Source organism: Kosakonia sp. MH5 (assembly GCF_009935945.1).
In the GTDB taxonomy this organism is placed as follows: Bacteria; Pseudomonadota; Gammaproteobacteria; order Enterobacterales; family Enterobacteriaceae; genus Kosakonia; species Kosakonia radicincitans.
Window position 1 is genome coordinate 1 of the sequence record NZ_QODH01000022.1, and the last position, 26,273, is coordinate 26,273.

Consider the following 26,273-nt stretch of genomic DNA (forward strand, 5'->3'; position numbering starts at 1 on the left):
CAAGAATCCAGTCACCTGAGTGCCCACACAGATTGTCTGATAAATTGTTAAAGAGCAGTTGCGACGCGGCTTTCAGCGCTTCGTCGCGAGGTGGCGTATATTACGCTTTCCTCTTTCAGAGTCAACCCTGAATTTCAGGATTTTTTCTCTTTCGTTACCCGACTATCTCGTGAAGTGATTCACGTTGTCGTGTCAACGGAGGCGCATTATAGGGATCCCAATTTTAAGCACAAGCCTTTTTGCGATCTTTTTTTCTGACTGCTGTTTTTTCATTCTTTTTGCTGCGATCCCGTACGATCTGCGCACTTAATGACGCGTAAAAGGCTTGCAGAAGGCCTTTCTAACGATCAAAGTCTCTATCTCAGCCCGTTTTTGATGAGGTAGCTATGTCAATTGTTTTACGTCCTTATAAGGATCTCTTCCCTAAAATCGGCTTGCGGGTCATGGTTGATAGCAGCAGCGTGGTAATTGGTGATGTCAGAATTGCCGATGATGTAGGCATCTGGCCGCTGGTCGTCATTCGCGGTGATGTGAACTATGTAGAGATCGGTGCCCGCAGCAATATTCAGGACGGTAGCGTTCTGCATGTTACACATAAATCTTCTTATAACCCCGAGGGAAACCCACTCATCATCGGCGAGGATGTCACCGTTGGGCATAAAGTGATGCTACACGGCTGCTCCATTGGCGATCGCGTGCTGGTTGGAATGGGCTCTATTTTGCTGGATGGCGCGGTTATTGACGACGACGTCATGATCGGCGCAGGCAGCCTGGTGCCGCAAAACAAGCGGCTGGAGAGCGGATACTTGTATCTGGGAAGCCCGGTAAAACAGATCCGCCCCCTGAAGAAAGCGGAAATAGAAGGATTAAAGTACTCGGCGAACAACTATGTGAAATGGAAAGATGAGTATCTGGATCAGGATAACCAGACAATACCCTGATCATCTTCCTTCTGTTGGCGGATCAACTGTTCCGCCTCTTCCTCCAGATCCCAGCGATAGTCACGAAACGTCGCCAGAAACTGCTCCGGCGTTTCAACGCCGAAACGTTGCTTTAGGGCATCACCTTTAATGGCGCATATCATCTGCATTCCATTAACCAGTGCCGGAAAGCAGACAGCCTGCATTGAGGGATCCCACTCTTCGCGATCCGGAAACTGGATAGCCTGATTCATTTCGCCAGCTCCTGCTTCAGCGTCTGAATGACTGGTTCAACATCCGGCAACACGCCGTGCCACAGCAATACCGCATGTGCAGCCTGCCCCACCAGCATACCCAAACCATCTGCGCACTGTTTTGCACCCAAGTTTATACTCCAGTCCAGAAACGGTGTGTTCCCTTTTTGGTAGAACATGTCGTAGCAGTAAAGCCTGGCATGAACGAGCGACGACGGTAATGCCGGGATATCCCCACCAATCCCGCTGGAAGTTGCATTGATGATCAGATCGAATTCATGCCCCTGAAGATCATCCATTTGCACGGCAACGACGCTACCGGTATGAGCAAAAAGCTTCGCCAGCTCTTCCGCCCGTGAAAATGTTCTGTTAGTAATCGTTATCGCACAATCCAGTGATAATAGAGGAAGTAATACGCCGCGCGCCGCACCTCCCGCGCCAACCAACAGGATACGAAATCCCGGGCGGATAAAGCCCAGCCGTTGTAAATCGCTGAGCAGACCTATGCCATCGGTGTTATCTCCCACCAAACGCCCATCATCAAGGCGCTTTAATGTATTTACTGCACCAGCCAGCGCTGCACGTTCTGTCAGTTCATCGGCTCGGGCAAATGCCTCTTCTTTAAAGGGAACCGTAACGTTTGCGCCTTTACCACCAGCAGCAAAGAAGGCATCCAGCGTATTCACAAAGTCATTTATTGGCGCAAGCACGCGCCCATAGGGATGGTCGATGCCAAGCTGAAGAGCAAACTGTTGATGGATAAAGGGCGACTTACTATGAGCAATAGGGTTACCGAAGACTGCGTAGGATTCCATACTATTATCCCTGGCGAAAAAGTTCGCCGGTGAGGGCATCACGAATTTCCGAAGGGTTCTGCCGGCCACCCGTTGGCGCATCAATCACCGGAAAGTCGGCACCAAATTGTTCGATAACCTCTTGCGCTGTTCTGCAAGGCGGCAGCCCGGATAAATTGGCACTTGTTGAAACCAGCGGTTTACCGTAAGCCGTGCAAAGTGCAATGACCATAGGATGATCGGTGACACGTACAGCCAGCGAGTCAAAACGCCCGGTTAACCAGCGCGGTGTGGTTGGTTTTGCCGGAAACACAAAGGTTACCGGGCCAGGCCAGCATTTGAAGACGGCCTTGCGTTGTTCGTCCGTCAGCATGCTGTCATCAATATAGGGTTTCAGTTGATCAAAGTTGGCAGCAATCAGGATTAAGCCTTTATCAACCGGACGCTGCTTCAGTTCAAGCAGGCGATAGACGGCAGTTTCACTGTCCGGGTCGCAACCGACACCAAAAACAGCTTCAGTTGGATAAGCGATGACTTCTTCTTTATTCAGAACCCCGATCGCCGAAGCGACAGGATCTGTTGGCAGGTTATTCTTCACGAGTTTGTTCCGCCGTTACCGGCTGTCCACATTGTTTACTGGCGCAGAAGCGTTTTACACCTTGCGCGGTTTTCTTTTCGATAAGCAGCGGGTAGTGGCATGCAGGACATTCACCCGCCACCGGCTTGAAATTGATAACGAACTGACAATCAGGGTAGCGATCGCAGGAATAGAAGGTTTTGCCGTATCGGGAACGGCGCTGCACCAGATGACCGCTCTGACACTGCGGGCAGGTAATGGCGGTATCGTCAGGCTTATCAATCAGCTCGGTATGTTCACACTCCGGATACTGACTACAACCGATAAACATACCAAAACGCCCTTGCCGTAATACCATCGGTGCACCGCAATCCGGACACAGATGCCCATCCAGAACTTTAACAATATGTCCATCCGCCTGGCTCTTCAGGGGACGAACATAATCGCATTCCGGATAATGGGAACATCCGAGAAACGGGCCGTGTTTCCCGGAACGGATAACAAGTTCAGCCCCGCATTGTGGGCAGGGCTCGTTGTTGCGCACCGAAAACAGTGCTGATTTGGCCATAACGACTCTTGAAGCTGCAAAAATGATTAGTGCAGCATACCTTCATTCACTTCAAAGAGTAATTCTTCCATTTGCTGGTATGCGTTTTCACACCCTGGAATATTGAAGAGTACCATCAGGATGACCCATTTAAGGTCTTCCAGGTCGAACTCTGCCGTATCCAGCGCCAGCACACGTTCTATCACCATTTCTCGGGTTTCGAGGTTTAGCACCTGAATCTGCTCAAGGAACAACAAAAATCCCCGGCAACTGGCATCCAGCCTTTCGCACTCTTCAGCCGTATAGATACGCACGGAGAGTGGATCAGAAGCAAGCTGCATCGGTTCGGCGAGGCCTTCCTGATAATCAGCCAGCTTTTCCAGCCACAAAAGAGCGTTGTAGATATCTTCACGATCAAATCCGGCGTCGGTAAGATCCCGTTCCAGTTTGTCTTGATCCACACGCATTTCAGCTTCGTTATGGATGTAAGTCTCAAACAAGTACATTAGTACGTCGAACATGGCTTGCCCTCCTCAATCGGACATAGCCGCCGGGTACAGCTGCGATCCATCCTGCTAACTCCAGTTCAAGCAATTGAGCGGCTGTGACTGGCACAGGTTGGCCGGCACGTTCAGCGACGACGTCAACAGGTGTTACCTCATCTCCTACGTTAGCCAGGAGCTCAGGAAATGGCAATGCCACCTCTTCTTGATCTGAAGAATAAAATGAATTTCCACCTGGTTCAGGTAGCCAGCTTAGCCCATATTGCAAACTTTCGAGGATCTCATCGGCAGATGTCACCAAAGTTGCCCCTTGTTTGATCAACCAATGCGGCCCCTCGCTACCGGGACTACCAATTGGGCCGGGCAGCGCAAAAACCTCACGGCCTTGTTCAAGCGCACTTCGGGCGGTAACGAGCGATCCGCTGCGTAACGCGGCTTCAACAACCAGCACACCACGACTAAGGCCGCTGATAACGCGATTTCGTCGAGGAAAATGTTCCCGTTTGGGATGCGCCGCAAGGGGAAATTCGGAAACCAGTGCACCACCGCAATCAATAAGCTGGCTGGCAAGCGCTGAGTGTCGCCGGGGATAGAGGCTAAACAGGCCATTTCCCAACACAGCCACGCTTTTGCCTCCAACATTCAACGCGGCCCGGTGAGCAACACTGTCGATCCCCAGAGCCATACCGCTGGTAATGGTGAAACCACTTCGGGCAAGCGCTTCGCAAAACAGACGTCCCCAGCGCTCTCCATACCAGGAATGGGCACGGCTGCCAACAACTGCCAGTTGTTGAGTTTTTAGCGCTGAGACTTCGCCCTTCACCAAAATGGCACCCGGATAATCAGCAATAGCGCGCAGAGGTTCGGGATACGCCGCATCACTGGCGCTGATGAGATGATGGTTTGCCTGACTCAGCCAGTCCAGGCTCCTCTCCAGTTCCTGCGCCGACAAAGAGAAAAAACGCCTGACCTGCGCTGTTGTCAGCCCGAAATGCTCTAGTTCTTCAGGCGTTGCTCCCTTGCTTTGCTCCAGCCATTGCGCTGTACGTAACCATTTATCGCCGCACAGGTCTCCGACCTGTAGTAAACGTAATTCTATCTCTGTGGGTGTCATCCGTTTCCCCTGCCACAAGCCGTCCTGGCAATCCTTGCGATTGGTCACCGATGCTGTCAATCAGTGGGGGTTTTGTCTAGAATAGAGATAATATTCTCACCAACTCCTGAACACGACTCTGGATATTTATGGCAGTTTTGCATGTGTTACATATTCCGGACGAGCGTCTTCGCAAAGTCGCCGAGCCGGTAAAAGAAGTAAATGCGGACATTCAACGTATTGTGGATGATATGTTTGAAACCATGTACGCAGAAGAAGGTATTGGTCTTGCGGCAACGCAGGTTGATATCCATCAGCGCATTATCGTGATTGACGTTTCTGAAAATCGCGATGAACAACTGGTACTGATTAACCCGGAACTGCTGGAAAAAAGCGGTGAAACAGGCATCGAAGAAGGCTGTCTGTCAATTCCGGAACAACGTGCATTAGTACCGCGCGCTGAAAAAGTGAAAATCCGGGCGCTGGATCGTGACGGAAAAACATTCGAACTGGAAGCTGATGGGCTACTGGCTATCTGTATTCAGCACGAGATGGATCATCTGGTAGGTAAACTGTTCATTGATTACCTGTCGCCGATGAAACGTCAGCGCATTCGCCAGAAAGTTGAAAAACTGGATCGCATGAACGCTCGCGCTTAAGCGCAGGCAAAAAGGGATAAACGTGTCAGATTCTCTACGTATTATTTTCGCCGGCACACCTGACTTCGCAGCGCGTCATCTTGACGCGCTGTTGTCTTCTGAGCATAAGGTCGTTGGGGTTTTCACCCAGCCCGATCGTCCCGCCGGCCGCGGTAAAAAACTAATGCCCAGCCCGGTGAAAGTGCTGGCAGAAGAAAAAGGCTTGCCGGTGTTTCAGCCAGCATCTCTGCGCCAACAGGAAAATCAGGAACTGATTGCCGACCTTAACGCCGATGTCATGGTCGTAGTGGCATATGGTTTGATTCTTCCTAAAGCCGTTCTGGATATGCCGCGCAAGGGCTGCATAAACGTGCATGGTTCTCTGCTGCCGCGCTGGCGCGGCGCGGCGCCGATCCAGCGCTCATTATGGGCTGGCGATGAGGAAACCGGCGTCACTATTATGCAAATGGATGTGGGGCTCGATACTGGCGATATACTATATAAGCTTTCATGCCCTATTACCGCACAAGACACCAGTGCCACGCTGTATGCGAAATTAGCGGAACTTGGCCCGCAGGGGCTGCTTGCGACACTGCAACAGCTTGCTCAGGGCAACGCGCAACCACAGGTGCAGGACGAAGCGCTGGTCACTTACGCAGAGAAACTGAGCAAAGAAGAGGCGCGTATTGACTGGTCGCTCAGCGCCGCGCAGTTGGAACGCTGCATCCGTGCTTTCAACCCGTGGCCAATGAGCTGGTTCATGATTGATGAGCAGCCGGTGAAAATATGGCAAGCCTCGGTGATTCCTTCTGCTACCCGTGCTGAGCCGGGTACGGTTCTGGATGCTTCAAAAGCGGGTATTCAGGTTGCCACCGTTGATGGAATACTGAATCTTGAGTCGCTACAGCCGGCAGGTAAAAAAGCCATGAGCGCGCAGGACCTCCTGAACTCGCGGCGTGAGTGGTTTGTCCCCGGCAACCGCCTGGCGTGATACGCATTTCCTGGCCCGGTTTTGCCGGGCATTTTTATGTTTGTGGTTATGAAAAAACAGAATAATTTACGCAGTATGGCTGCGCAGGCCATCGAGCAGGTGATAGAACAAGGGCAATCGCTCAGCAATATCCTGCCGCCGCTTCAACAGAAAGTCTCTGACAAAGATAAGGCACTGCTCCAGGAGTTGTGCTTCGGTGTTTTACGTGTGCTGCCGCAACTCGACTGGCTGATCAATAAGCTAATGTCGCGGCCGATGACCGGGAAGCAACGCACGGTACACTATCTGATCATGGTCGGGTTTTATCAGCTTCTACATACCCGAATTCCTGCGCATGCAGCGCTGGCAGAAACGGTAGAAGGTGCGGTTGCTATCAAACGACCGCAACTTAAGGGGCTGATTAATGGCGTGTTGCGTCAGTTTCAGCGTCAGCAAGAGGAGTTACTGGCGGAATTCGCCAGCAGCGATAACCGCTATCTGTTTCCGGCATGGCTGCTAAAACGAGTACAAAAAGCTTATCCGCAGCAATGGCAGCAGGTTATCGAGGCCAGTAATCAACGCCCACCAATGTGGCTGCGCGTGAACCGCCAACACCATACCCGTGACGCCTGGCTGGCATTACTGGAAGAACATGGTTTGCAAGGATTGACTCATGCGGATTACCCGGATGCCGTGCGTCTGGTAGCGGCAGCTCCCGTTACTGCGCTTCCTGGATTTGCAGAAGGCTGGGTCACGGTGCAGGATGCGTCAGCCCAGGGTTGTGTTAACTTCCTCGCTCCGCAAAATGGCGAACGCATTCTCGATCTTTGTGCTGCACCAGGCGGCAAAACAACACATATTCTTGAGGCGGCGCCGGAAGCCAGCGTTCTGGCCGTGGATGTTGACGAACAACGCTTATCCCGCGTTTACGACAACCTGAAACGTCTGGGTATGAAAGCGCAGGTCAAACAGGGAGACGGCCGTTTCCCGTCACAGTGGTGTGGCGATGAAGTCTTTGACCGTATTCTGGTAGATGCTCCTTGTTCTGCGACTGGGGTTATTCGTCGACACCCGGACATCAAGTGGCTGCGTCGCGATCGCGATATCCCTGAGCTGGTACAGTTACAGTCAGAAATTCTGGATGCTATCTGGCCTCATCTAAAATCTGGCGGCACACTGGTATACGCAACCTGTTCGATCCTGCCGGAAGAGAACAGCCAGCAGGTTGCAGCTTTCCTTAAGCGTACGCCAGATGCGCAGCTTAGCTTGACCGGTACGCCGGAACAGCCAGGGTTGCAGAAATTGCCGGGAGCGGAAGAAGGCGACGGTTTCTTTTACGCTAAGATAATCAAACAGTGATGAGAACAACGGGTCACAGCAGATGAAAATAATTATTCTGGGTGCAGGGCAGGTTGGCGGCACGCTGGCGGAAAACCTGGTCGGTGAGAATAACGACATTACCGTTGTCGATACCAATGGCGACCGTCTGCGCAGCCTGCAGGACAAGTTTGATCTGCGCGTTGTGCAAGGGCATGGATCGCATCCACGAGTATTACGTGAAGCCGGCGCAGATGATGCCGATATGCTGGTCGCTGTGACAAGTTCAGATGAAACCAATATGGTTGCCTGTCAGGTTGCTTACTCGCTGTTTAATACGCCGAACCGCATTGCACGTATTCGTTCGCCAGACTATGTGCGCGATGCCGATAAACTGTTCCACTCAGAAGCTGTACCGATCGACCATTTAATTGCACCGGAACAGTTGGTTATCGATAGTATTTATCGACTAATCGAGTATCCGGGAGCACTGCAAGTAGTGAATTTCGCCGAGGGGAAAGTCAGTCTTGCCGTAGTTAAAGCCTATTACGGTGGGCCGCTCGTTGGTAATGCATTATCGACGATGCGAGAACATATGCCGCATATTGATACCCGCGTTGCGGCCATATTTCGCCACGACCGCCCTATTCGACCGCAAGGTTCCACCATTGTAGAGGCCGGAGACGAGGTGTTCTTTATTGCCGCATCGCAGCATATTCGCGCAGTAATGAGCGAACTGCAGCGCCTGGAAAAACCGTACAAACGCATCATGCTGGTTGGCGGCGGGAATATAGGCGCAGGTCTGGCACGCCAACTGGAGAAAGATTACAGCGTCAAATTGATCGAACGCGATCAGCAGCGTGCCGCAGAACTGGCAGAAAAACTACAAAACACCATCGTTTTCTATGGGGATGCGTCGGATCAAGAATTACTGGCCGAAGAACACATCGATCAAGTTGATCTGTTTATTGCCGTCACCAATGATGACGAAGCGAATATTATGTCGGCAATGCTGGCCAAACGTATGGGAGCGAAAAAGGTCATGGTGCTGATCCAGCGCCGCGCTTACGTCGATCTGGTACAGGGCAGCGTAATTGATATTGCGATTTCACCGCAGCAGGCAACTATCTCCGCACTGCTTAGCCACGTACGCAAAGCCGATATTGTCGGTGTATCTTCATTGCGTCGTGGCGTTGCCGAGGCGATCGAAGCTGTCGCTCACGGTGATGAAACGACCTCTCGCGTGGTGGGTCGTGTTATTGATGAGATTAAACTCCCACCCGGAACGATTATTGGCGCGGTAGTACGTGGCAACGATGTGATGATTGCTAATGATAATTTGCGTATTGAGCAGGGCGACCATGTAATTATGTTTTTAACCGATAAAAAATATATTACGGATGTTGAAAGACTCTTCCAGCCAAGCCCCTTCTTCCTTTAATCATCAAAGGATGCGAATATCCGCATCCTTTTTTAATCCCTGTATTAACAAGGGATTAAGAAATCTGGTTAGTTTTCTCTGCAAATGGAAATTGAACAGTAATTTGTTAAACTTATCCAGACAGCCTGCACATGGAGAAGGATATGAGTATTTTGAAAGAGTTCCGCGAGTTCGCAATGCGCGGCAATGTAGTGGATTTGGCCGTTGGTGTGATCATCGGTGCAGCATTCGGTAAAATCGTATCTTCACTGGTAGCCGATATCATTATGCCGCCACTTGGATTATTAATTGGCGGAATTGATTTCAAACAGTTTGCATTAACGTTGCGAGATGCACAGGGCGATGTGCCCGCTGTCGTAATGCATTACGGCGTGTTTATCCAGAATGTATTTGATTTTATCATCGTTGCTTTTGCCATCTTCCTTGCGATCAAGGTAATTAATAAACTGAAACGCAATCAGGAAGAAGAGCCTAAAGCCCCGCCGGCACCAAGCAAAGAAGAAGTCTTGCTGAGCGAAATCCGCGACCTGCTGAAAGAGCAGAATAACCGTAATTAATTAAGCAGAAACCAGAAGGCCAGTGGTAAATAAGCGATATGCTTGCTTGCCACTGGCCTCCTTATAGCCCCGGTTTGCATGTTTTTCTTTTCGCAGATAACTCCCTTTCCCTTTCTTATTTTTCTCAATACGCTGTCTGAACAGTGGATCATGCAACAATGCCTCGATGGCATTATCATTAATCTGCCCTTTGGTATGTTGATAGCGGCTCATAACTTCTCCAGTTTGTATATTAAAACGGCCGAAGTGTAGATCTCTGCGCAGAGAAGATCAACATGTCGACGAATCAGTCTTACCACTCGCGCCCTGTTCCAGCTCTTCCAGAATGGAACAATAGACGCTGCTGTGCGCGGTACCACAACAGGCATCGTTCAGTTTCTGCAGGGAACGCCGCATCGTCTGGAGTTCATCAATACGTGCCTCCACTTCAGCCAGACGGGTCTGCACAATACTCTTCGACTCCTGGCATGTATGATGTTCAGGATCAATTCGAATCGACAGTAATTCGCGTATCGCTTCTAACGTAAATCCTAACTGGCGCGCATGGCGGATAAATTTTAGACGTTGCAAATCCCGATCCGAATAAAGACGAAAACCGCCTTCCGTCCGTATTTCATGATGCATCATTTGTTGTTTTTCGTAGTAGCGGATGGTATCTGGCGTCACTTCAGCTAGTTTTGCAATTTCACCAATGCGGTACATAGGCTACTCCTCATTCAACTTTTGCAGCAGTTTTGTGGCGTAATCACCACGCAGAAAATCAGTACTTAAACCTGCCTGGCGCAATTTGAGCTCAAGTAAAGATAAGCGACGTTGCAACTCTCGATGCTGTGGATGATTTTCCTGCACGCCATTTAACAAATCAGCCAGCGCGATCGCTTCTCTACGATATTCAAGCTCTGGCGGTAGACAGCCGGCATTCTTCAATAAACGGTATCCAGCTCGAAGCTCCGGAGGAACATGAGAATCATCATCCAGAGTGAGCGGCTCGCCGCTGCCGGGAAGGCTGTCGAATTCACCTTTATTTTGGGCGTCAAGAATATGCCGTTCTGCCCACTGATCAAGCAACCACATAATGGGTCTCCAGGGATGAGCAAGAAAGATAAGAACATTGTAGGAAAGTGATAATGCTCAGGATATAAAAAAACCCGCCGAAGCGGGTCTTTTTACGTTACTACAGATTACTCTGCAGCAGCTTCTGCTTTCGGCTCGGCGCGATCAACCAGCTCGATGTAAGCCATCGGAGCATTGTCACCAGCACGGAAGCCACACTTCAGAATGCGAGTGTAACCCCCGGCACGGCTCGCGAAACGCGGGCCCAGCTCGTTAAACAGTTTTGCCACGATCTCGTTATCACGAGTACGGGCGAATGCCAGACGACGATTAGCAACGCTATCAGTCTTGGCAAGAGTAATCAGCGGCTCAACTACGCGACGCAGCTCTTTCGCTTTCGGCAGAGTCGTCTTGATGATCTCATGACGAACCAGAGAACCTGCCATGTTACGGAACATGGCCTGGCGATGGCTGCTGTTGCGGTTCAGTTGACGACCACTCTTACGATGGCGCATGACCTTATCCTTCTCAGTAAAACCTTAACCTGTGATCCGGTTACTCGTCAGCAATGCTTGCCGGCGGCCAGTTTTCCAGGCGCATGCCCAGAGACAGACCACGTGAGGCCAGCACGTCTTTAATCTCAGTAAGAGATTTTTTACCCAGGTTCGGCGTTTTCAGCAACTCAACCTCGGTACGCTGTACCAGATCACCGATATAGTGGATAGCTTCTGCCTTGAGGCAGTTAGCAGAGCGGACAGTCAATTCCAGATCGTCAACAGGGCGCAGCAGGATCGGATCGAATTCTGGTTTCTCTTCTTTAACTTCCGGCTGACGTACATCACGTAAATCAACGAAAGCTTCCAGTTGTTCTGCCAGGATGGTTGCCGCACGACGAATCGCCTCTTCAGGATCGATTGTGCCATTGGTTTCCATTTCGATGACCAGCTTGTCCAGGTCGGTGCGCTGTTCAACACGTGCTGCTTCAACATTGTAGGCAATTCGCTCTACAGGGCTGTAGCACGCATCAACCAGTAAACGGCCGATCGGGCGCTCATCTTCTTCCGAATGAATTCGGGCAGACGCCGGCACATAACCACGACCGCGCTGAACTTTGATACGCATATTGATAGATGCGTTTTCATCGGTCAGGTGGCAGATCACATGCTGCGGCTTGACGATTTCGACATCACCGTCGTGGGTAATGTCGGCTGCGGTCACAGGGCCAATGCCAGATTTATTCAGAGTAAGAATAACATCATCTTTACCCTGAACTCTCACCGCCAGCCCTTTCAGGTTGAGCAGGATTTCAAGGATATCTTCCTGAACGCCTTCTTTGGTGCTGTACTCATGAAGTACACCATCAATCTCAACCTCAGTCACCGCGCAACCCGGCATCGATGAGAGCAGAATACGGCGCAGTGCGTTACCCAGAGTATGGCCAAAGCCACGCTCTAAAGGCTCAAGGGTCACCTTGGCGTGCGTCGAACTCACTTGCTCGATATCTACCAGGCGCGGTTTTAGAAACTCTGTCACAGAACCCTGCATTGTGTCCTCTCTTTGGTACTAAGCTTTACTTGGAGTAAAGCTCGACGATCAGGTGTTCGTTAATGTCCGCAGACAGATCAGAACGCTCCGGCTTACGCTTGAACGTACCTTCCATCTTGCCAGCATCAACTTCCAGCCAGGTTGGCTTTTCACGCTGCTCAGCCAGCTCCAGAGCGGCTTTCACGCGAGACTGCTTTTTCGCTTTCTCACGAATGCTAACCACGTCATTCGGACTAACCTGATAAGAAGCGATGTTAACAACACGACCGTTTACCATGATTGCTTTGTGGCTAACCAGCTGACGTGCTTCTGCACGAGTGGCGCCAAAGCCCATACGGTATACAACGTTGTCCAGACGACCTTCCAGCAGACCCAGCAGGTTTTCACCAGTGTTGCCTTTCAGACGTGCTGCTTCTTTGTAGTAGTTACGGAACTGACGCTCCAGCACACCGTAGATACGGCGAACTTTTTGCTTTTCACGCAACTGCACACCATAGTCAGACAGACGCGGTTTACGCGCACCGTGCTGGCCAGGAGCTTGTTCAATTTTACACTTGGTATCGATCGCGCGAACGCCAGACTTAAGGAACAGGTCTGTGCCCTCACGACGGCTCAGCTTGAGCTTAGGACCCAAATATCTTGCCATTTTCTTTCTCCAACAATCCTAGAAAACGAGCGCGTTATACGCGACGTTTTTTCGGCGGACGACAACCGTTGTGAGGGATCGGAGTCACATCAGTAATATTAGTGATGCGGAAACCAGCGGCGTTCAGAGCACGAATAGTAGATTCGCGACCCGGACCCGGTCCCTTAACCATAACTTCCAGATTCTTGATGCCGTATTCTTTTACGGCTTCAGCGCAACGCTCTGCTGCAACCTGAGCTGCAAACGGAGTGGATTTGCGAGAACCACGGAAACCGGAACCACCGGCTGTTGCCCAACCCAGCGCGTTACCCTGACGATCAGTAATAGTAACGATGGTGTTGTTGAAAGAAGCATGGATATGAGCCACGCCGTCAGAGACTTGTTTTCTTACACGTTTACGTGCACGAATTGGTGCCTTTGCCATTATTCAATCACCCCGATTATTTCTTGATCGGTTTGCGCGGACCCTTACGGGTACGTGCGTTGGTCTTGGTACGCTGACCGCGAACCGGGAGACCACGACGATGACGCAAACCGCGATAGCAACCAAGATCCATCAGGCGCTTGATGCTCATGCTAATTTCACGGCGCAGATCACCTTCAACGACAAATTTGGCAACTTCGTCACGCAGCGTGTCGATTTGTTCTTCAGACAGCTCACTGATCTTAACATTTTCAGCGATGCCCGCAGCCGCCAGAATGGCCTGGGAGCGGGTTTTACCGACGCCATAGATCGAAGTTAATGCGATCACAGCATGTTTCTGATCAGGAATGTTAATGCCTGCTATACGGGCCACTATGCACTCCTATAATTTTACTTGTACGTACCATGCTGAAAAGCCCGTTTTCAGGATACTCAAATGGAAACGTACAGACATACAAAAGATTGGCTGGCTAATCTAGCCAGCTCAACCCAACTTTGCAAGAAAAATATGCGAAATAATCAGCCTTGGCGCTGTTTATGCTTCGGCTCGGCACTGCAAATCACACGGATGACGCCATCACGTTTAACGATTTTGCAGTTACGGCATAATTTCTTGACGGAAGCACGAACTTTCATTTTTACTCTCCGTAACTTCTCGGGCGACCATTAACGACCGTAGCCTTTCAGGTTCGCCTTCTTCAATGCAGACTCATATTGACTGGACATCATCAGAGTTTGCACTTGAGCCATAAAGTCCATAATCACGACAACAACGATAAGCAGAGAAGTCCCACCGAAGTAGAACGGCACTTTCATTGCATCACGCATGAACTCCGGGATCAGGCAGATAAAAGTAATATACAACGCACCAACCAGAGTCAGACGAGTCATTACTTTATCGATATACTTCGCCGTTTGCTCTCCCGGACGAATTCCTGGTACGAATGCACCAGACTTCTTCAGGTTATCTGCTGTTTCACGCGGGTTGAAAACCAACGCCGTGTAGAAGAAACAGAAGAAGATGATTGCAGACGCATAGAGTAACACATAAAGCGGTTGCCCAGGCTGCAAATACAGCGAAATTGTTGTCAGCCAGTTCCAACCAGTACCGCCCCCGAACCATGATGCAATAGTCGCAGGGAACAGAATAATACTGGAAGCAAAAATAGCCGGGATTACCCCTGCCATATTTACTTTCAGCGGCAAATGTGTGCTCTGAGCAGCATAGACACGACGACCTTGCTGACGTTTCGCGTAGTTTACCACAATGCGGCGTTGACCACGCTCAACGAAAACAACAAAGAACGTCACTGCGAATACTAATACTGCAACCAACAGCAACAGAAGGAAGTGCAGGTCGCCTTGACGCGCTTGCTCGATAGTATGGGCAATGGCTGGCGGAAGACCCGCCACAATACCGGCGAAAATAATGATCGAGATACCGTTACCGATACCACGTTCAGTAATTTGTTCGCCGAGCCACATCAGGAACATAGTTCCTGTAACCAGACTTACAACAGCGGTGAAGTAGAATGCAAAGCCCGGATTCATTACCAGGCCCTGCATTCCGGGCATATTCGGCAAACCGGTAGCAATACCGATCGACTGGAATATAGCCAACACCAGGGTACCGTAGCGGGTGTACTGGCTAATCTTACGACGACCAGATTCCCCTTCTTTCTTTAACTCCGCCAGGGCCGGGTGAACGACCGTTAGCAGTTGGATAATAATGGACGCCGAAATATACGGCATAATACCCAGAGCAAAGATAGAAGCACGGCTGAGAGCACCACCAGAGAACATGTTAAACATTTCAATGATGGTGCCTCGCTGTTGTTCAAGCAGTTTGGCAAGTACAGCGGCATCAATACCAGGGATCGGAATAAAAGAGCCAATACGGAACACAATCAGCGCACCGATAACAAACAGCAGTCTGCGTTTCAGTTCGCCAATTCCACCTTTGGCACTTTGGAAATCTAACCCCGGTTGTTTAGCCATCTGCTACTTATTCCTCAATTTTACCGCCAGCAGCTTCGATAGCAGCACGAGCGCCTTTAGTAACACGCAGGCCACGAACAGTTACCGGACGAGCTACTTCACCAGCCAGGATCACTTTCGCGAACTCGATCTGGATGCCGATAATGTTAGCTGCTTTCAGCGTGTTCAGGTCTACTACGTCGCCTTCTACTTTCGCCAGATCGGACAGACGAATCTCTGCCGTGATCATTGCTTTACGAGAAGTGAAACCGAATTTCGGCAGACGACGATACAGTGGCATCTGGCCACCCTCGAAACCGCGACGTACGCCACCGCCAGAACGAGATTTCTGACCTTTGTGACCACGACCACCGGTTTTACCGAGGCCAGAACCGATACCACGACCCAGGCGTTTACCCGCCTTTTTGGAGCCTTCGGCCGGAGACAGAGTATTTAAACGCATCTCTTACTCCTCAACTTTAACCATGAAGGAAACCGCGTTGACCATACCACGAACCGCAGGAGTATCCTCACGTTCTACAGTATGACCAATACGACGCAGACCCAGGCCAAGCAGCGTTGCCTTGTGTTTCGGCAGACGACCGATTGCACTGCGGGTTTGAGTGATTTTAATAGTCTTTGCCATGGTCAATTACCCCAGAATTTCTTCAACGGATTTACCACGCTTGGCAGCGACCATTTCCGGAGATTTCATATTTTCCAGGCCATCAATAGTTGCACGAACCACGTTGATCGGGTTGGTGGAACCATATGCTTTAGCCAGAACGTTATGAACCCCAGCGACTTCCAGAACGGCGCGCATTGCACCACCGGCAATAATACCGGTACCTTCGGAAGCCGGCTGCATGAATACACGAGAACCCGTGTGAGTACCCTTAACCGGGTGCTGCAGGGTGCCGTGGTTCAGCGCGACGTTAATCATATTGCGACGGGCTTTTTCCATCGCTTTCTGGATCGCTGCCGGAACTTCGCGGGCTTTACCGTAACCAAAACCAACGCGACCGTTACCATCACCAACAACAGTCAGAGCTGTGAAGGAGAAAATACGACCACCTTTAACGGTTTTAGATACGCGGTTTACCGCGATCAGCTTTTCCTGCAGTTCGCCAGCTTGTTTTTCGATGTGAGCCATCTTACACCTCTACCTTAGAACTGAAGGCCAGCTTCACGGGCAGCATCTGCCAGTGCCTGGACGCGACCATGATATTGGAACCCGGAACGGTCAAAGGACACATCTTTAATGCCTTTTTCCAGAGCGCGTTCAGCTACAGCTTTACCCACAGCTGCGGCCGCGTCTTTGTTACCGGTGTACTTCAGTTGTTCAGCGATAGCTTTTTCTACAGTAGAAGCAGCTACCAGAACTTCAGAACCATTCGATGCGATTACCTGGGCGTAAATATGACGCGGGGTACGATGTACCACCAGGCGTGTCGCACCAAGCTCTTTGAGCTTGCGGCGTGCGCGGGTCGCACGACGGATACGAGCAGATTTCTTATCCATAGTGTTACCTTACTTCTTCTTAGCCTCTTTGGTACGCACGACTTCGTCGGCGTAACGAACACCCTTGCCTTTATACGGCTCAGGACGACGGTAGGCGCGCAGATCTGCTGCTACCTGGCCGATCATCTGCTTATCAGCGCCTTTCAGCACGATTTCAGTCTGAGTCGGACATTCAGCAGTGATACCGGCCGGCAACTGATGGTCTACAGGATGAGAGAAACCCAGTGCCAGGTTTACTACGTTCCCTTTGACCGCTGCACGATAACCTACACCAACCAGCTGCAGCTTCTTAGTGAAGCCTTCGGTAACACCGATAACCATTGCGTTCAGCAGGGCACGCGCGGTACCAGCCTGAGCCCAACCATCCACGTAACCAGCACGCGGACCGAAGGTCAGAGCATTGTCTGCATGATTAACTTCAACAGCATCGTTCAGGGTACGAGTCAGCTCGCCGTTTTTACCTTTGATCGTGATAACCTGACCGTTGATTTTTACATCAACGCCGGCAGGAATAACGACCGGTGCTTTAGCAACACGAGACATTTTTTCCTCCGATTAGGCTACGTAGCAGATAATTTCGCCACCAAGACCAGCCTGGCGCGCTGCACGATCAGTCATAACACCTTTAGAGGTAGAAACAACTGCGATACCCATACCACCCATAACTTTCGGCAGCTCATCTTTTTTCTTATAGATGCGCAGACCTGGGCGGCTGATACGCTGAATGCTTTCTACCACAGCTTTACCCTGGAAGTACTTGAGAGTCAGTTCCAGTTCCGGCTTGATGTCGCCTTCAATTTTAAAATCTTCAATAAAACCTTCTTCCTTCAGCACGTTGGCAATTGCCACTTTCAGCCTGGAGGAAGGCATGGTGACCGCAGCTTTGTTCGCGGCCTGACCGTTACGGATACGGGTCAGCATATCCGCGATCGGATCTTGCATGCTCATCTGTCTTTACTCCCGTGATTCAATTGGTGACAATTACCAGCTAGCCTTTTTCAGACCCGGGATTTCACCGCGCATAGCGGATTCACGGACCTTAATACGGCTCAACCCGAACTTCCGCAGGAAACCATGCGGACGACCAGTTTGACGGCAGCGGTTACGCTGACGAGACGGGCTGGAATCACGCGGCAGACTCTGCAGCTTGAGAACAGCATTCCAACGATCTTCGTCGGAAGCGTTCACATCAGAAATGATCGCTTTCAGTTCAGCGCGTTTCGCGAAGTATTTTTCAGCTAAAGCTACGCGTTTAACTTCGCGTGCTTTCATTGATTGCTTAGCCATGAAGTAACCCTACCTTACTTGCGGAACGGGAAGTCAAAGGCAGCCAGCAGAGCACGGCCTTCTTCATCAGATTTCGCAGTAGTGGTAATGGTAATATCCAAACCACGCACGCGGTCGACTTTATCGTAGTCGATCTCTGGGAAGATGATCTGCTCACGGACACCCATGCTGTAGTTACCACGACCGTCGAAAGACTTAGCGGACAAGCCACGGAAGTCACGGATACGCGGTACAGCAATAGTGATCAGGCGCTCAAAGAACTCCCACATGCGTTCGCCACGCAGAGTCACTTTACAGCCGATCGGATAGCCCTGACGGATTTTGAAGCCCGCAACAGATTTGCGCGCTTTGGTGATCAACGGTTTTTGACCGGAGATAGCTGCCAGATCAGCTGCTGCGTTATCCAGCAGTTTCTTGTCAGCGATCGCTTCACCAACACCCATATTCAGGGTGATCTTCTCGACCCGAGGGACTTGCATGACAGAATTGTAGTTAAACTCAGTCATGAGTTTCTTAACTACTTCGTCTTTGTAGTAATCATGCAGTTTCGCCATCGTACTACTCCAAATTACTTGATAGTTTCGCTGTTAGACTTGAAGAAACGGACTTTTTTACCGTCTTCGAATCTAAAGCCTACACGGTCAGCCTTGCCGGTTGCCGCATTGAAGATTGCAACGTTAGAAACCTGAATTGCAGCTTCTTTTTCAACGATGCCACCCGGTTGATTCAGGGCCGGAACCGGCTTCTGATGTTTCTTAACCAGGTTGATACCTTCAACAATGATCTTGCCGGAAGACAGGACATTTTTTACTTTACCGCGCTTACCTTTATCTTTACCGGTTAACACGATAACTTCGTCATCACGACGGATTTTAGCTGCCATGATTCGCTCCTTAGAGTACTTCTGGTGCCAGAGAGATGATTTTCATAAACTTCTCAGAACGAAGTTCACGAGTAACCGGCCCAAAAATACGCGTACCGATAGGCTGCTCGCTGTTGTTGTTCAGAAGAACACAAGCATTGCCATCGAAGCGAACGACAGAACCGTCAGGGCGACGAACACCCTTCTTGGTGCGCACCACTACCGCCTTCAGCACATCACCTTTTTTGACCTTACCACGCGGAATTGCTTCCTTAATGGTGATCTTGATGATGTCGCCTACGCCTGCGTAGCGACGGTGCGAGCCACCCAGAACCTTGATACACATTACGCGACGTGCACCGGAGTTGTCGGCGACGTTCAGCATAGTCTGTTCTTGGATCATTTCAGTGCTCCGCTAATGTCAACTACTACTGAAGACCCTAAAATCAGGGTCGTTAAAAAGCCCCATATCGAGGGCGCAGCATTATAACACCGGATCTCGGATATGGGTAGAAAAAATAAACGGCTCATCGCTGAGCCGTTTATTCGTTTGAGAACGCGTACTGTATTACAGAACCGCTTTCTCTACAACGCGAACCAGCGTCCAGGACTTGGTCTTGGACAGCGGACGGCATTCGCGGATTTCAACCACGTCGCCAGTGCCGCATTCGTTGTTCTCGTCATGTACGTGCAGTTTAGTCGTACGTTTGATGAATTTACCGTAGATCGGGTGTTTCACGAAACGCTCGATAGCTACAACAATGGATTTCTCCATTTTGTCGCTAACAACACGACCTTGCAGAGTACGGATTTTATCGGTCATTACGCACCCGCCTTCTCAGTCAGTAAAGTCTTAACGCGTGCGACATCACGACGCACTTGCTTCAACAGGTGAGTCTGTTGCAGCTGGCCACTTGCAGCCTGCATACGCAGGTTGAACTGCTCGCGCAGCAGGTTAAGCAGCTCGGTGTTCAGCTCTTCAACGCTCTTTTCACGCAGCTCTTTTGCTTTCATTACATCACCGTCTTAGTTACAAAGGTGGTTTTAATCGGCAGTTTTGCTGCTGCCAGCTCGAAGGCTTCACGGGCCAGCTCTTCCGGAACGCCGTCCATTTCATACAGGACTTTACCCGGCTGAATCAAGGCAACCCAATACTCCACGTTACCTTTACCTTTACCCATACGAACTTCCAGCGGCTTCTCGGTGATCGGTTTGTCCGGGAATACACGGATCCAGATCTTACCCTGACGCTTAACAGCACGAGTCATAGCACGACGTGCTGCTTCGATCTGACGAGCGGTCAGACGACCACGGCCAACAGCTTTCAGACCGTAAGTGCCGAAGCTCACATCCGTGCCCTGCGCGAGACCACGGTTGCGGCCTTTGTGCACTTTACGGAATTTTGTACGCTTTGGTTGTAACATCAGCGACGCTCCTTATTTACGGCCTTTACGCTGCTGCTTTTTAGGTTGAGCAGCCGGTTTTTCCGGTTGTTCAACTGCAGCCATACCACCAAGGATCTCACCTTTGAAGATCCACACTTTTACGCCGATTACACCGTAAGTGGTGTGCGCTTCGGAGGTGTTGTAGTCGATGTCAGCACGCAGAGTGTGCAGCGGAACGCGACCTTCACGATACCATTCGGTACGTGCGATCTCAGCGCCGCCCAGACGGCCGCTAACTTCAACTTTGATACCTTTAGCGCCCAGACGCATTGCGTTCTGTACAGCACGCTTCATAGCACGACGGAACATAACACGACGTTCCAGCTGAGAAGTGATGCTGTCAGCAACCAATTTTGCGTCCAGTTCAGGCTTACGAACTTCGGCGATATTGATCTGAGCAGGAACGCCAGCGATATCCGCTACGACCTTGCGCAGTTTTTCAACGTCTTCACCTTTTTTACCGATAACGATACCCGGGCGAGCAGTGTGAATGGTTACACGGATGCTCTTAGCCGGACGCTCGATAACGATACGAGATACAGACGCTTTAGCCAGTTCCTTAGTCAGGTACTGACGTACTTTAAAATCGCTGTCCAGGTTGTCAGCGAATTCTTTGGTGTTCGCAAACCAGGTAGAGTTCCATGGTTTTACAATACCCAGGCGAATACCATTAGGATGTACTTTCTGACCCATTGCTAGTCTCCAGAGTCTCAGCGATCGGACACAACCACAGTAATGTGGCTGGTGCGCTTCAGGATGCGATCTGCACGACCTTTTGCACGCGGCATAACACGCTTCATGCTCGGGCCTTCGTCTACGAAAATTTTCGCAACTTTCAGATCGTCAATGTCAGCGCCATCGTTGTGTTCAGCGTTAGCAATGGCAGATTCCAGAACCTTCTTGACCAGTACAGCCGCTTTCTTGTTGGTGTAGGTCAGAATATCCAGGGCCTGCGACACTTTCTTACCGCGAATCAGGTCAGCAACAAGGCGAACCTTCTGAGCAGAAGAACGAGCATGGCGATGTTGAGCTAAAGTTTCCATCTCTTCCTCCTACCTTATTTCTTCTTCGCTTTTTTATCAGCAGCATGGCCGCGATAAGTACGAGTCGGTGCGAATTCACCCAGTTTGTGACCGACCATTTCGTCGGAAACAAATACCGGAACGTGCTGACGACCATTATGGACAGCGATGGTCAAACCGATCATGTTAGGAAAGATCGTTGAACGACGGGACCAAGTGCGCAGGGGCTTCTTGTCTCCGCTTTCCACCGCTTTCTCTACCTTCTTCAGCAAGTGCAGGTCAATAAAAGGACCTTTCTTGAGAGAACGTGGCATGGCTTATCCTCTAAAATTATTTGCTACGGCGACGTACGATGAATTTATCAGTACGCTTGTTGCTGCGGGTCTTCTTACCTTTGGTCTGAACGCCCCACGGAGTTACCGGGTGCTTACCAAAGTTACGACCTTCACCACCACCATGTGGGTGGTCTACTGGGTTCATCGCAGTACCGCGAACGGTCGGACGAACACCACGCCAGCGTGCAGCACCTGCTTTACCCAGAACGCGCAGCATATGCTCAGCATTGCCAACTTCGCCCAGAGTAGCGCGGCACTCAGCTTCAACTTTACGCATTTCACCAGAACGCAGACGCAGGGTGACATAAGCACCATCACGTGCAACGATCTGAACGTAAGTACCAGCAGAACGTGCCAGCTGACCGCCTTTACCTGGTTTCATTTCTACGTTATGAACGGTAGAACCAACCGGGATATTGCGCATCGGCAGGGTGTTACCCGCTTTGATTGCAGCATCAACGCCAGACTGAATCTGGTCGCCAGCTTTCAGGCCTTTAGGGGCCAGGATGTAACGGCGTTCGCCATCTTTGTACAGAACCAGCGCGATGTTCGCGGAACGGTTCGGATCGTACTCAAGACGTTCAACAACTGCCGGGATACCATCTTTGTTGCGTTTGAAGTCAACAATACGGTAAGCCTGCTTGTGGCCACCACCGATATGACGAGTGGTGATACGGCCATTGTTGTTACGACCACCGGATTTGCTGTTTTTTTCCAGCAACGGAGCAAAAGGTTTGCCCTTGTGCAGCTCAGGGTTAACCACTTTAACTACGTGGCGACGACCCGGAGATGTCGGTTTACATTTAACAACTGCCATTGTATTACTCCTCCGACTTACTCAGCGCCGCCAACGAAGTCCAGATTCTGGCCTTCTTTCAGGGTGACGTAAGCTTTTTTCCAGTCGCTACGACGACCGATACGCTGTCCGTGACGTTTAACTTTCCCTTTAACTACCAGGGTGTTAACGACTTCGACTTCGACTTCAAACAGTTTCTGCACAGCAGCTTTAATTTCTGCTTTGGTCGCGTCTTTAGCAACTTTGAGAACGATGGTGTTAGTTTTTTCCATCGCAGTAGACGCTTTTTCAGAAACGTGCGGTGCACGCAGCACCTTCAGCAGACGTTCTTCACGAATCATGCCAGCATCTCCTCAACTTGCTTAACAGCATCAGCAGTCATTACGACTTTGTCGAAGGCGATCAGGCTAACCGGGTCGATACCAGTCGCGTCGCGAACGTCAACCTTGTGCAGGTTGCGCGCGGCCAGGAACAGGTTCTCGTCCAGCTCACCGGTGATGATCAGCACATCTTCCAGAGCCATGTCTTTCAGTTTCTGAGCCAGCAGCTTGGTTTTCGGTGCTTCAACAGAGAACTGCTCGACAACGATCAGACGATCCTGACGTACCAGTTCGGACAGGATGCTTTTCAGCGCGCCGCGGTACATCTTTTTGTTAACTTTTTGACTGTGGTCCTGCGGACGCGCAGCGAAGGTCACGCCACCAGAACGCCAGATCGGGCTCTTGATAGAACCGGAACGAGCGCGGCCGGTGCCTTTCTGGCGCCACGGTTTTTTACCGGAACCAGTTACTTCAGCACGGGTCTTCTGAGCACGAGTACCCTGACGAGCACCGGCTGCATAAGCCACAACAACCTGGTGTACCAGCGCTTCGTTGAAGTCACGACCGAAGGTAGTTTCGGAAACAGTCAGCGCGCTCTGCGCGTCTTTCAATACTAATTCCATTGCTATCTCCTCACGCCTTCACAGCTGGTTTAACGATCAGGTCGCTACCGGTTGCACCCGGGACAGCACCTTTAACCAGCAGCAGGTTGCGCTCAGCGTCAACACGTACTACGTCCAGGCTCTGAACGGTTACACGCTCATTACCCAGCTGACCTGCCATTTTCTTGCCCTTGAACACTTTGCCCGGAGTCTGGTTCTGACCGATAGAACCCGGAACGCGGTGAGACAGGGAGTTACCGTGGGTAGCGTCCTGGGTACGGAAGTTCCAGCGCTTAACGGTACCTGCGAAACCTTTACCTTTAGAGGTGCCAGTTACGTCAACTTTTTTAACTTCAGCAAACAGCTCAACGCTAATTGCCTGACCTACGGTGAACTCTTCGCCATCAGCAAGACGGAATTCCCACAGGCCGCGGCCAGCTTCTACGCCAGCTTTAGCAAAATGGCCAGCTTCCGGCTTGGTTACACGGTTAGCTTTTTTAGCACCGGTGGTAACCTGGATAGCGCGGTAGCCGTCGTTAGCCAGATCTTTAACCTGAGTAACGCGGTTTGCTTCAACTTCGATTACGGTTACTGGGATAGATACGCCATCTTCAGTGAAGATGCGGGTCATGCCCACTTTTTTACCGACTAAACCAATCATTGTTTCAACCTCTCAATCGCTCGATGACCTGATTAACCCAGGCTGATCTGCACGTCTACACCGGCAGCCAGGTCCAGACGCATCAGAGCATCAACGGTTTTCTCGGTTGGCTCAACGATGTCAACCAGACGCTTGTGAGTGCGAATTTCGTACTGATCGCGCGCGTCTTTGTTAACGTGCGGGGAGATCAGAACGGTAAAGCGCTCTTTGCGGGTCGGCAGCGGGATCGGACCACGGACTTGCGCACCAGTGCGCTTGGCAGTCTCGACGATTTCCGCGGTTGATTGATCGATCAGACGATGATCAAACGCTTTCAGGCGGATACGGATTCTTTGGTTCTGCATGAGACCAGAGCTCCAATTATTTATAGACGAAAATAATTACTCCTCACACCCATTACGATTGATGGGGGAGTGTAATCGTTCATAACATAGCCCCCCGATTGGGAGCATTGTTAGCAGCTAAAAAACACTGCTGGGGTTCAGATTGAACCCGCCGTCAATTACGACAAGCCCGTGCATTATACGTAAATCTGGGCTGGACGCAAGTGCCGTTTAGAAAATAAGCAACATTGCGCGCAAGTCCACAGCAGGAATGTCATTGCAATCAATCAGGTGATATTTCTGGCGAGTCTTCTCGTAATTTTGCAGAAATACATTATGCAATCAGCCCCTCCTTCGCCACTCTCCAGGTACGACATCATTCTTTACTTGAGGCGAAATGCTCTTTATTTACTTATTCCTGAACTTGCTACTCGTCTGGCATGACATTCGTAGTGGACTCCTCCCTGACCGTTTTACCTGCCCTTTATTGTGGACAGGACTTTGCTGGCACAGTCTTTTCCATGTGTCTTTTTTGCCATATGCCGTATGGGGAGCAATCGCCGGCTATTCTGTTTTTGCTGCTGTCTATTGGGGTTATCGCTTGTGGCGTGGTCGGGAAGGAATGGGATATGGCGATGTAAAATACCTTTCTGCGCTGGGGGCCTGGCATGGTTGGGAAAGTTTGCCCACGCTGATTGTCATTGCATCTTTGTTGGCCTGTTGCGTCGCAGGAATCAGATGCATCTGCGCTCATAACTGGCAGTCATTAAAAAACCCGCTGCCGTTAGGTCCATTTCTGGCGGCTGCGGGTCTGCTGGCTGGATACCCAACACTGATATCGTTTTAATCTTCAACTTTGATTTGCGATTGCAGGTAGTTTTGAATTCCAATTTTCGCAATCAGATCGAGCTCTGTTTCGAGCCAGTCAATATGGTGCTCTTCTTCGGCGAGAATATTGATCATCATATCGCGGCTGACATAATCATGAACACTATCAGCATAGGCAATGGCTTCGCGCAGATCTTTTGCGCCTTCCAGTTCCAGCCTGAGGTCAGATTGCAGCATCTCTTCGACATCTTCACCTATTCCGAGCTTGCCCAAGTCCTGCAGGTTCGGTAATCCTTCAAGAAACAAAATACGCTCAATGTACTGATCAGCGTGTTTCATTTCATCAATGGATTCGTGGTATTCAACGTCGTTGAGGCGCGTCAGCCCCCAGTTTTTGAACATTCTCGCATGGAGAAAGTATTGGTTTATTGCGACAAGCTCATTTCCCAATAATTTATTGAGATAATTTATGATTTTAACATCACCTTTCATTATGTAGTCCCTCCGCTTCCACTTATTGAAGCGTAGATGCGCCTACAAGGATGTCAAAAAAAGATAGCGCCTTAAGCGATCTCTTTATATTCCGGCATCTGTGTAAGTTCGTTCTGCATAATCTCTCTTGCCGCGCGAACACACTTACCGCATTGATTTCCCACCGGAACAAATTTGCGAAGCTGCTGAAATGATTGGGGGTGAAACTGGCGAACTGCCTGACGAATTTTTTTATCACTCACACCATTACACAAACAAACGTACATGATCACTCCCGTTCAATTTATGCTCAAAAGTGTAAATGAGAATGGTTACGATTACAATAGCACAACTGTAAAGCCCTCGTCAGAAGCGCAGGGATAATTACATGGAAATATGTCCGCAATTAATTTTTAGCAGACAGCAAAAAGGGCGCCGGAGCGCCCTTTTTCATTCAAAGCCAGATAATTAGCTGAGAACTTTTGCCACAACGCCCGCGCCAACGGTACGGCCGCCTTCACGGATTGCGAAACGCAGACCATCG

47 protein-coding genes are annotated in these 26,273 nt (G+C 50.4%); 7 read left to right on the forward strand and 40 right to left on the reverse strand.

Annotated features, from left to right (window positions below; translation table 11 throughout):
• The first annotated feature begins 386 nt into the window (after positions 1 to 386).
• Positions 387 to 941: a gamma carbonic anhydrase family protein gene (locus tag DK872_RS26600; protein ID WP_007369840.1), complete on the forward strand. Its 555-nt coding sequence runs from the start codon at positions 387 to 389 to the stop codon at positions 939 to 941.
• Here DK872_RS26600 and DK872_RS26605 read toward each other — a convergent pair.
• The 6 genes from DK872_RS26605 to dprA are packed head-to-tail and all read right to left on the reverse strand — an operon-like array spanning position 917 to position 4,709.
• Complete coding sequence (locus DK872_RS26605) at positions 917 to 1,174, reverse strand: DUF1488 domain-containing protein (protein WP_035890474.1); 258 nt, start codon at positions 1,172 to 1,174, stop codon at positions 917 to 919. The two genes, DK872_RS26600 and DK872_RS26605, sit on opposite strands and share 25 nt — an antisense overlap.
• Positions 1,171 to 1,989 carry a shikimate dehydrogenase gene (gene aroE, locus DK872_RS26610; RefSeq protein WP_035890473.1) on the reverse strand — a complete coding sequence of 273 codons (819 nt, stop codon included), beginning with the start codon at positions 1,987 to 1,989 and terminating at the stop codon, positions 1,171 to 1,173. Before aroE ends, DK872_RS26605 begins: the two co-directional genes overlap by 4 nt.
• A 4-nt stretch (positions 1,990 to 1,993) precedes the next feature.
• Entirely contained in the window at positions 1,994 to 2,566 is a 573-nt protein-coding gene (gene tsaC / locus DK872_RS26615; RefSeq protein WP_007369837.1) for an L-threonylcarbamoyladenylate synthase type 1 TsaC, read from the reverse strand.
• Entirely contained in the window at positions 2,556 to 3,113 is a 558-nt protein-coding gene (locus DK872_RS26620; RefSeq protein WP_007369836.1) for a type I DNA topoisomerase, read from the reverse strand. The genes tsaC and DK872_RS26620 overlap by 11 nt, the downstream gene beginning before the upstream one ends.
• A gap of 26 nt (positions 3,114 to 3,139) precedes the next feature.
• Positions 3,140 to 3,613, reverse strand: coding sequence for a DUF494 family protein Smg (smg, locus tag DK872_RS26625; RefSeq protein WP_007369835.1), 474 nt, complete (start codon positions 3,611 to 3,613; stop codon positions 3,140 to 3,142).
• Entirely contained in the window at positions 3,585 to 4,709 is a 1,125-nt protein-coding gene (gene dprA / locus DK872_RS26630; protein WP_007369834.1) for a DNA-protecting protein DprA, read from the reverse strand. The genes smg and dprA overlap by 29 nt, the downstream gene beginning before the upstream one ends.
• 128 nt (positions 4,710 to 4,837) lie before the next feature.
• On the opposite strand from dprA, the gene def reads away from it, so the two are divergent.
• From def to mscL, 5 genes are all read left to right on the forward strand, one after another.
• Positions 4,838 to 5,347: a peptide deformylase gene (gene def, locus DK872_RS26635; RefSeq protein ID WP_007369833.1), complete on the forward strand. Its 510-nt coding sequence runs from the start codon at positions 4,838 to 4,840 to the stop codon at positions 5,345 to 5,347.
• 22 nt (positions 5,348 to 5,369) lie between these two features.
• Positions 5,370 to 6,317, forward strand: coding sequence for a methionyl-tRNA formyltransferase (gene fmt, locus DK872_RS26640; RefSeq protein WP_035890472.1), 948 nt, complete (start codon positions 5,370 to 5,372; stop codon positions 6,315 to 6,317).
• Between the two features lie 48 nt (positions 6,318 to 6,365).
• On the forward strand, positions 6,366 to 7,655 hold the full coding sequence (gene rsmB / locus DK872_RS26645; protein WP_035890475.1) for a 16S rRNA (cytosine(967)-C(5))-methyltransferase RsmB: 1,290 nt from the start codon (positions 6,366 to 6,368) through the stop codon (positions 7,653 to 7,655).
• 22 nt (positions 7,656 to 7,677) lie between these two features.
• Positions 7,678 to 9,054 (forward strand): Trk system potassium transporter TrkA, encoded by a 1,377-nt coding sequence (gene trkA / locus DK872_RS26650; protein WP_007369830.1) that lies wholly within the window; start codon positions 7,678 to 7,680, stop codon positions 9,052 to 9,054.
• A gap of 143 nt (positions 9,055 to 9,197) precedes the next feature.
• The gene (mscL, locus tag DK872_RS26655; RefSeq protein WP_035890470.1) at positions 9,198 to 9,611 is read left to right on the forward strand and encodes a large-conductance mechanosensitive channel protein MscL; all 414 of its coding nucleotides are present in this window, start codon (positions 9,198 to 9,200) and stop codon (positions 9,609 to 9,611) included.
• Here mscL and DK872_RS26660 read toward each other — a convergent pair whose 3' ends face one another.
• From DK872_RS26660 to rpsJ, 31 genes are all read right to left on the reverse strand, one after another.
• Entirely contained in the window at positions 9,612 to 9,824 is a 213-nt protein-coding gene (locus DK872_RS26660; RefSeq protein ID WP_007369828.1) for an alternative ribosome-rescue factor A, read from the reverse strand.
• A gap of 57 nt (positions 9,825 to 9,881) precedes the next feature.
• The gene (zntR, locus tag DK872_RS26665; RefSeq protein WP_035890469.1) at positions 9,882 to 10,313 is read right to left on the reverse strand and encodes a Zn(2+)-responsive transcriptional regulator; all 432 of its coding nucleotides are present in this window, start codon (positions 10,311 to 10,313) and stop codon (positions 9,882 to 9,884) included.
• A 3-nt stretch (positions 10,314 to 10,316) separates the two neighbouring features.
• Complete coding sequence (locus DK872_RS26670; protein WP_007369826.1) at positions 10,317 to 10,685, reverse strand: DUF1992 domain-containing protein; 369 nt, start codon at positions 10,683 to 10,685, stop codon at positions 10,317 to 10,319.
• 107 nt (positions 10,686 to 10,792) lie between these two features.
• Positions 10,793 to 11,179: a 50S ribosomal protein L17 gene (gene rplQ / locus DK872_RS26675; protein ID WP_002919206.1), complete on the reverse strand. Its 387-nt coding sequence runs from the start codon at positions 11,177 to 11,179 to the stop codon at positions 10,793 to 10,795.
• 40 nt (positions 11,180 to 11,219) lie between these two features.
• Positions 11,220 to 12,209, reverse strand: a complete 990-nt coding sequence (gene rpoA, locus DK872_RS26680; RefSeq protein ID WP_007369825.1) for a DNA-directed RNA polymerase subunit alpha — start codon at positions 12,207 to 12,209, stop codon at positions 11,220 to 11,222.
• A gap of 25 nt (positions 12,210 to 12,234) precedes the next feature.
• On the reverse strand, positions 12,235 to 12,855 hold the full coding sequence (gene rpsD / locus DK872_RS26685; RefSeq protein ID WP_003031138.1) for a 30S ribosomal protein S4: 621 nt from the start codon (positions 12,853 to 12,855) through the stop codon (positions 12,235 to 12,237).
• A gap of 34 nt (positions 12,856 to 12,889) precedes the next feature.
• Positions 12,890 to 13,279 carry a 30S ribosomal protein S11 gene (gene rpsK / locus DK872_RS26690; RefSeq protein WP_002919257.1) on the reverse strand — a complete coding sequence of 130 codons (390 nt, stop codon included), beginning with the start codon at positions 13,277 to 13,279 and terminating at the stop codon, positions 12,890 to 12,892.
• A gap of 16 nt (positions 13,280 to 13,295) precedes the next feature.
• Positions 13,296 to 13,652, reverse strand: a complete 357-nt coding sequence (gene rpsM / locus DK872_RS26695) for a 30S ribosomal protein S13 (RefSeq protein WP_007369824.1) — start codon at positions 13,650 to 13,652, stop codon at positions 13,296 to 13,298.
• 146 nt (positions 13,653 to 13,798) lie between these two features.
• Positions 13,799 to 13,915 carry a 50S ribosomal protein L36 gene (gene rpmJ / locus DK872_RS26700; RefSeq protein ID WP_000868187.1) on the reverse strand — a complete coding sequence of 39 codons (117 nt, stop codon included), beginning with the start codon at positions 13,913 to 13,915 and terminating at the stop codon, positions 13,799 to 13,801.
• Positions 13,916 to 13,945: 30 nt separating this feature from the next.
• On the reverse strand, positions 13,946 to 15,277 hold the full coding sequence (secY, locus tag DK872_RS26705) for a preprotein translocase subunit SecY (protein ID WP_007369823.1): 1,332 nt from the start codon (positions 15,275 to 15,277) through the stop codon (positions 13,946 to 13,948).
• A gap of 7 nt (positions 15,278 to 15,284) precedes the next feature.
• Positions 15,285 to 15,719 (reverse strand): 50S ribosomal protein L15, encoded by a 435-nt coding sequence (gene rplO / locus DK872_RS26710; protein WP_007369822.1) that lies wholly within the window; start codon positions 15,717 to 15,719, stop codon positions 15,285 to 15,287.
• 3 nt (positions 15,720 to 15,722) lie between these two features.
• A complete protein-coding gene (rpmD, locus tag DK872_RS26715; RefSeq protein ID WP_001140434.1) occupies positions 15,723 to 15,902 on the reverse strand; it encodes a 50S ribosomal protein L30 in 180 nt (59 codons plus the stop codon).
• 6 nt (positions 15,903 to 15,908) lie between these two features.
• The gene (gene rpsE / locus DK872_RS26720; protein WP_007369821.1) at positions 15,909 to 16,409 is read right to left on the reverse strand and encodes a 30S ribosomal protein S5; all 501 of its coding nucleotides are present in this window, start codon (positions 16,407 to 16,409) and stop codon (positions 15,909 to 15,911) included.
• 14 nt (positions 16,410 to 16,423) lie between these two features.
• Complete coding sequence (rplR, locus tag DK872_RS26725; protein ID WP_007369820.1) at positions 16,424 to 16,777, reverse strand: 50S ribosomal protein L18; 354 nt, start codon at positions 16,775 to 16,777, stop codon at positions 16,424 to 16,426.
• A gap of 9 nt (positions 16,778 to 16,786) precedes the next feature.
• A complete protein-coding gene (rplF, locus tag DK872_RS26730) occupies positions 16,787 to 17,320 on the reverse strand; it encodes a 50S ribosomal protein L6 (protein WP_007369819.1) in 534 nt (177 codons plus the stop codon).
• Between the two features lie 12 nt (positions 17,321 to 17,332).
• The gene (gene rpsH, locus DK872_RS26735) at positions 17,333 to 17,725 is read right to left on the reverse strand and encodes a 30S ribosomal protein S8 (protein ID WP_007369818.1); all 393 of its coding nucleotides are present in this window, start codon (positions 17,723 to 17,725) and stop codon (positions 17,333 to 17,335) included.
• A gap of 33 nt (positions 17,726 to 17,758) precedes the next feature.
• Positions 17,759 to 18,064: a 30S ribosomal protein S14 gene (rpsN, locus tag DK872_RS26740; RefSeq protein WP_007369817.1), complete on the reverse strand. Its 306-nt coding sequence runs from the start codon at positions 18,062 to 18,064 to the stop codon at positions 17,759 to 17,761.
• 14 nt (positions 18,065 to 18,078) lie between these two features.
• Positions 18,079 to 18,618, reverse strand: a complete 540-nt coding sequence (rplE, locus tag DK872_RS26745; RefSeq protein WP_001096200.1) for a 50S ribosomal protein L5 — start codon at positions 18,616 to 18,618, stop codon at positions 18,079 to 18,081.
• Positions 18,619 to 18,632: 14 nt separating this feature from the next.
• Positions 18,633 to 18,947 carry a 50S ribosomal protein L24 gene (gene rplX, locus DK872_RS26750; protein ID WP_007369816.1) on the reverse strand — a complete coding sequence of 105 codons (315 nt, stop codon included), beginning with the start codon at positions 18,945 to 18,947 and terminating at the stop codon, positions 18,633 to 18,635.
• 10 nt (positions 18,948 to 18,957) lie between these two features.
• Entirely contained in the window at positions 18,958 to 19,329 is a 372-nt protein-coding gene (gene rplN / locus DK872_RS26755) for a 50S ribosomal protein L14 (protein WP_004388611.1), read from the reverse strand.
• Positions 19,330 to 19,494: 165 nt separating this feature from the next.
• Positions 19,495 to 19,749: a 30S ribosomal protein S17 gene (gene rpsQ / locus DK872_RS26760; RefSeq protein WP_003031120.1), complete on the reverse strand. Its 255-nt coding sequence runs from the start codon at positions 19,747 to 19,749 to the stop codon at positions 19,495 to 19,497.
• Positions 19,749 to 19,940, reverse strand: a complete 192-nt coding sequence (gene rpmC, locus DK872_RS26765; protein ID WP_004388609.1) for a 50S ribosomal protein L29 — start codon at positions 19,938 to 19,940, stop codon at positions 19,749 to 19,751. The genes rpsQ and rpmC overlap by 1 nt, the downstream gene beginning before the upstream one ends.
• Positions 19,940 to 20,350, reverse strand: coding sequence for a 50S ribosomal protein L16 (gene rplP / locus DK872_RS26770; RefSeq protein WP_007369814.1), 411 nt, complete (start codon positions 20,348 to 20,350; stop codon positions 19,940 to 19,942). The genes rpmC and rplP overlap by 1 nt, the downstream gene beginning before the upstream one ends.
• 12 nt (positions 20,351 to 20,362) lie before the next feature.
• Positions 20,363 to 21,064, reverse strand: coding sequence for a 30S ribosomal protein S3 (gene rpsC, locus DK872_RS26775; RefSeq protein WP_000529945.1), 702 nt, complete (start codon positions 21,062 to 21,064; stop codon positions 20,363 to 20,365).
• Positions 21,065 to 21,081: 17 nt separating this feature from the next.
• Complete coding sequence (gene rplV, locus DK872_RS26780; RefSeq protein ID WP_007369813.1) at positions 21,082 to 21,414, reverse strand: 50S ribosomal protein L22; 333 nt, start codon at positions 21,412 to 21,414, stop codon at positions 21,082 to 21,084.
• A 14-nt stretch (positions 21,415 to 21,428) separates the two neighbouring features.
• Positions 21,429 to 21,707, reverse strand: a complete 279-nt coding sequence (rpsS, locus tag DK872_RS26785) for a 30S ribosomal protein S19 (protein ID WP_001138115.1) — start codon at positions 21,705 to 21,707, stop codon at positions 21,429 to 21,431.
• 16 nt (positions 21,708 to 21,723) lie between these two features.
• Positions 21,724 to 22,545: a 50S ribosomal protein L2 gene (gene rplB, locus DK872_RS26790; RefSeq protein WP_007369812.1), complete on the reverse strand. Its 822-nt coding sequence runs from the start codon at positions 22,543 to 22,545 to the stop codon at positions 21,724 to 21,726.
• Between the two features lie 17 nt (positions 22,546 to 22,562).
• Positions 22,563 to 22,865, reverse strand: coding sequence for a 50S ribosomal protein L23 (gene rplW / locus DK872_RS26795; RefSeq protein ID WP_000617546.1), 303 nt, complete (start codon positions 22,863 to 22,865; stop codon positions 22,563 to 22,565).
• Positions 22,862 to 23,467, reverse strand: a complete 606-nt coding sequence (rplD, locus tag DK872_RS26800; RefSeq protein WP_007369811.1) for a 50S ribosomal protein L4 — start codon at positions 23,465 to 23,467, stop codon at positions 22,862 to 22,864. Before rplD ends, rplW begins: the two co-directional genes overlap by 4 nt.
• A gap of 10 nt (positions 23,468 to 23,477) precedes the next feature.
• Positions 23,478 to 24,107: a 50S ribosomal protein L3 gene (gene rplC, locus DK872_RS26805; protein ID WP_007369810.1), complete on the reverse strand. Its 630-nt coding sequence runs from the start codon at positions 24,105 to 24,107 to the stop codon at positions 23,478 to 23,480.
• A 32-nt stretch (positions 24,108 to 24,139) separates the two neighbouring features.
• Positions 24,140 to 24,451, reverse strand: a complete 312-nt coding sequence (gene rpsJ / locus DK872_RS26810) for a 30S ribosomal protein S10 (protein WP_001181005.1) — start codon at positions 24,449 to 24,451, stop codon at positions 24,140 to 24,142.
• A gap of 376 nt (positions 24,452 to 24,827) precedes the next feature.
• Here rpsJ and DK872_RS26815 point away from each other — a divergent pair, with 376 nt between their 5' ends.
• On the forward strand, positions 24,828 to 25,277 hold the full coding sequence (locus DK872_RS26815; RefSeq protein ID WP_079517282.1) for an A24 family peptidase: 450 nt from the start codon (positions 24,828 to 24,830) through the stop codon (positions 25,275 to 25,277).
• Here the strand turns inward: DK872_RS26815 and bfr are convergent.
• The 3 genes from bfr to DK872_RS26830 form a co-directional block, all read right to left on the reverse strand.
• Positions 25,274 to 25,750, reverse strand: coding sequence for a bacterioferritin (gene bfr, locus DK872_RS26820; protein WP_007369807.1), 477 nt, complete (start codon positions 25,748 to 25,750; stop codon positions 25,274 to 25,276). The genes DK872_RS26815 and bfr overlap by 4 nt on opposite strands.
• Before the next feature lie 71 nt (positions 25,751 to 25,821).
• Positions 25,822 to 26,016 carry a bacterioferritin-associated ferredoxin gene (gene bfd / locus DK872_RS26825; protein WP_007369806.1) on the reverse strand — a complete coding sequence of 65 codons (195 nt, stop codon included), beginning with the start codon at positions 26,014 to 26,016 and terminating at the stop codon, positions 25,822 to 25,824.
• A 181-nt stretch (positions 26,017 to 26,197) separates the two neighbouring features.
• Positions 26,198 to 26,273: elongation factor Tu (locus DK872_RS26830; RefSeq protein WP_072164356.1), on the reverse strand; the 76-nt coding region annotated here is incomplete at its 5' end.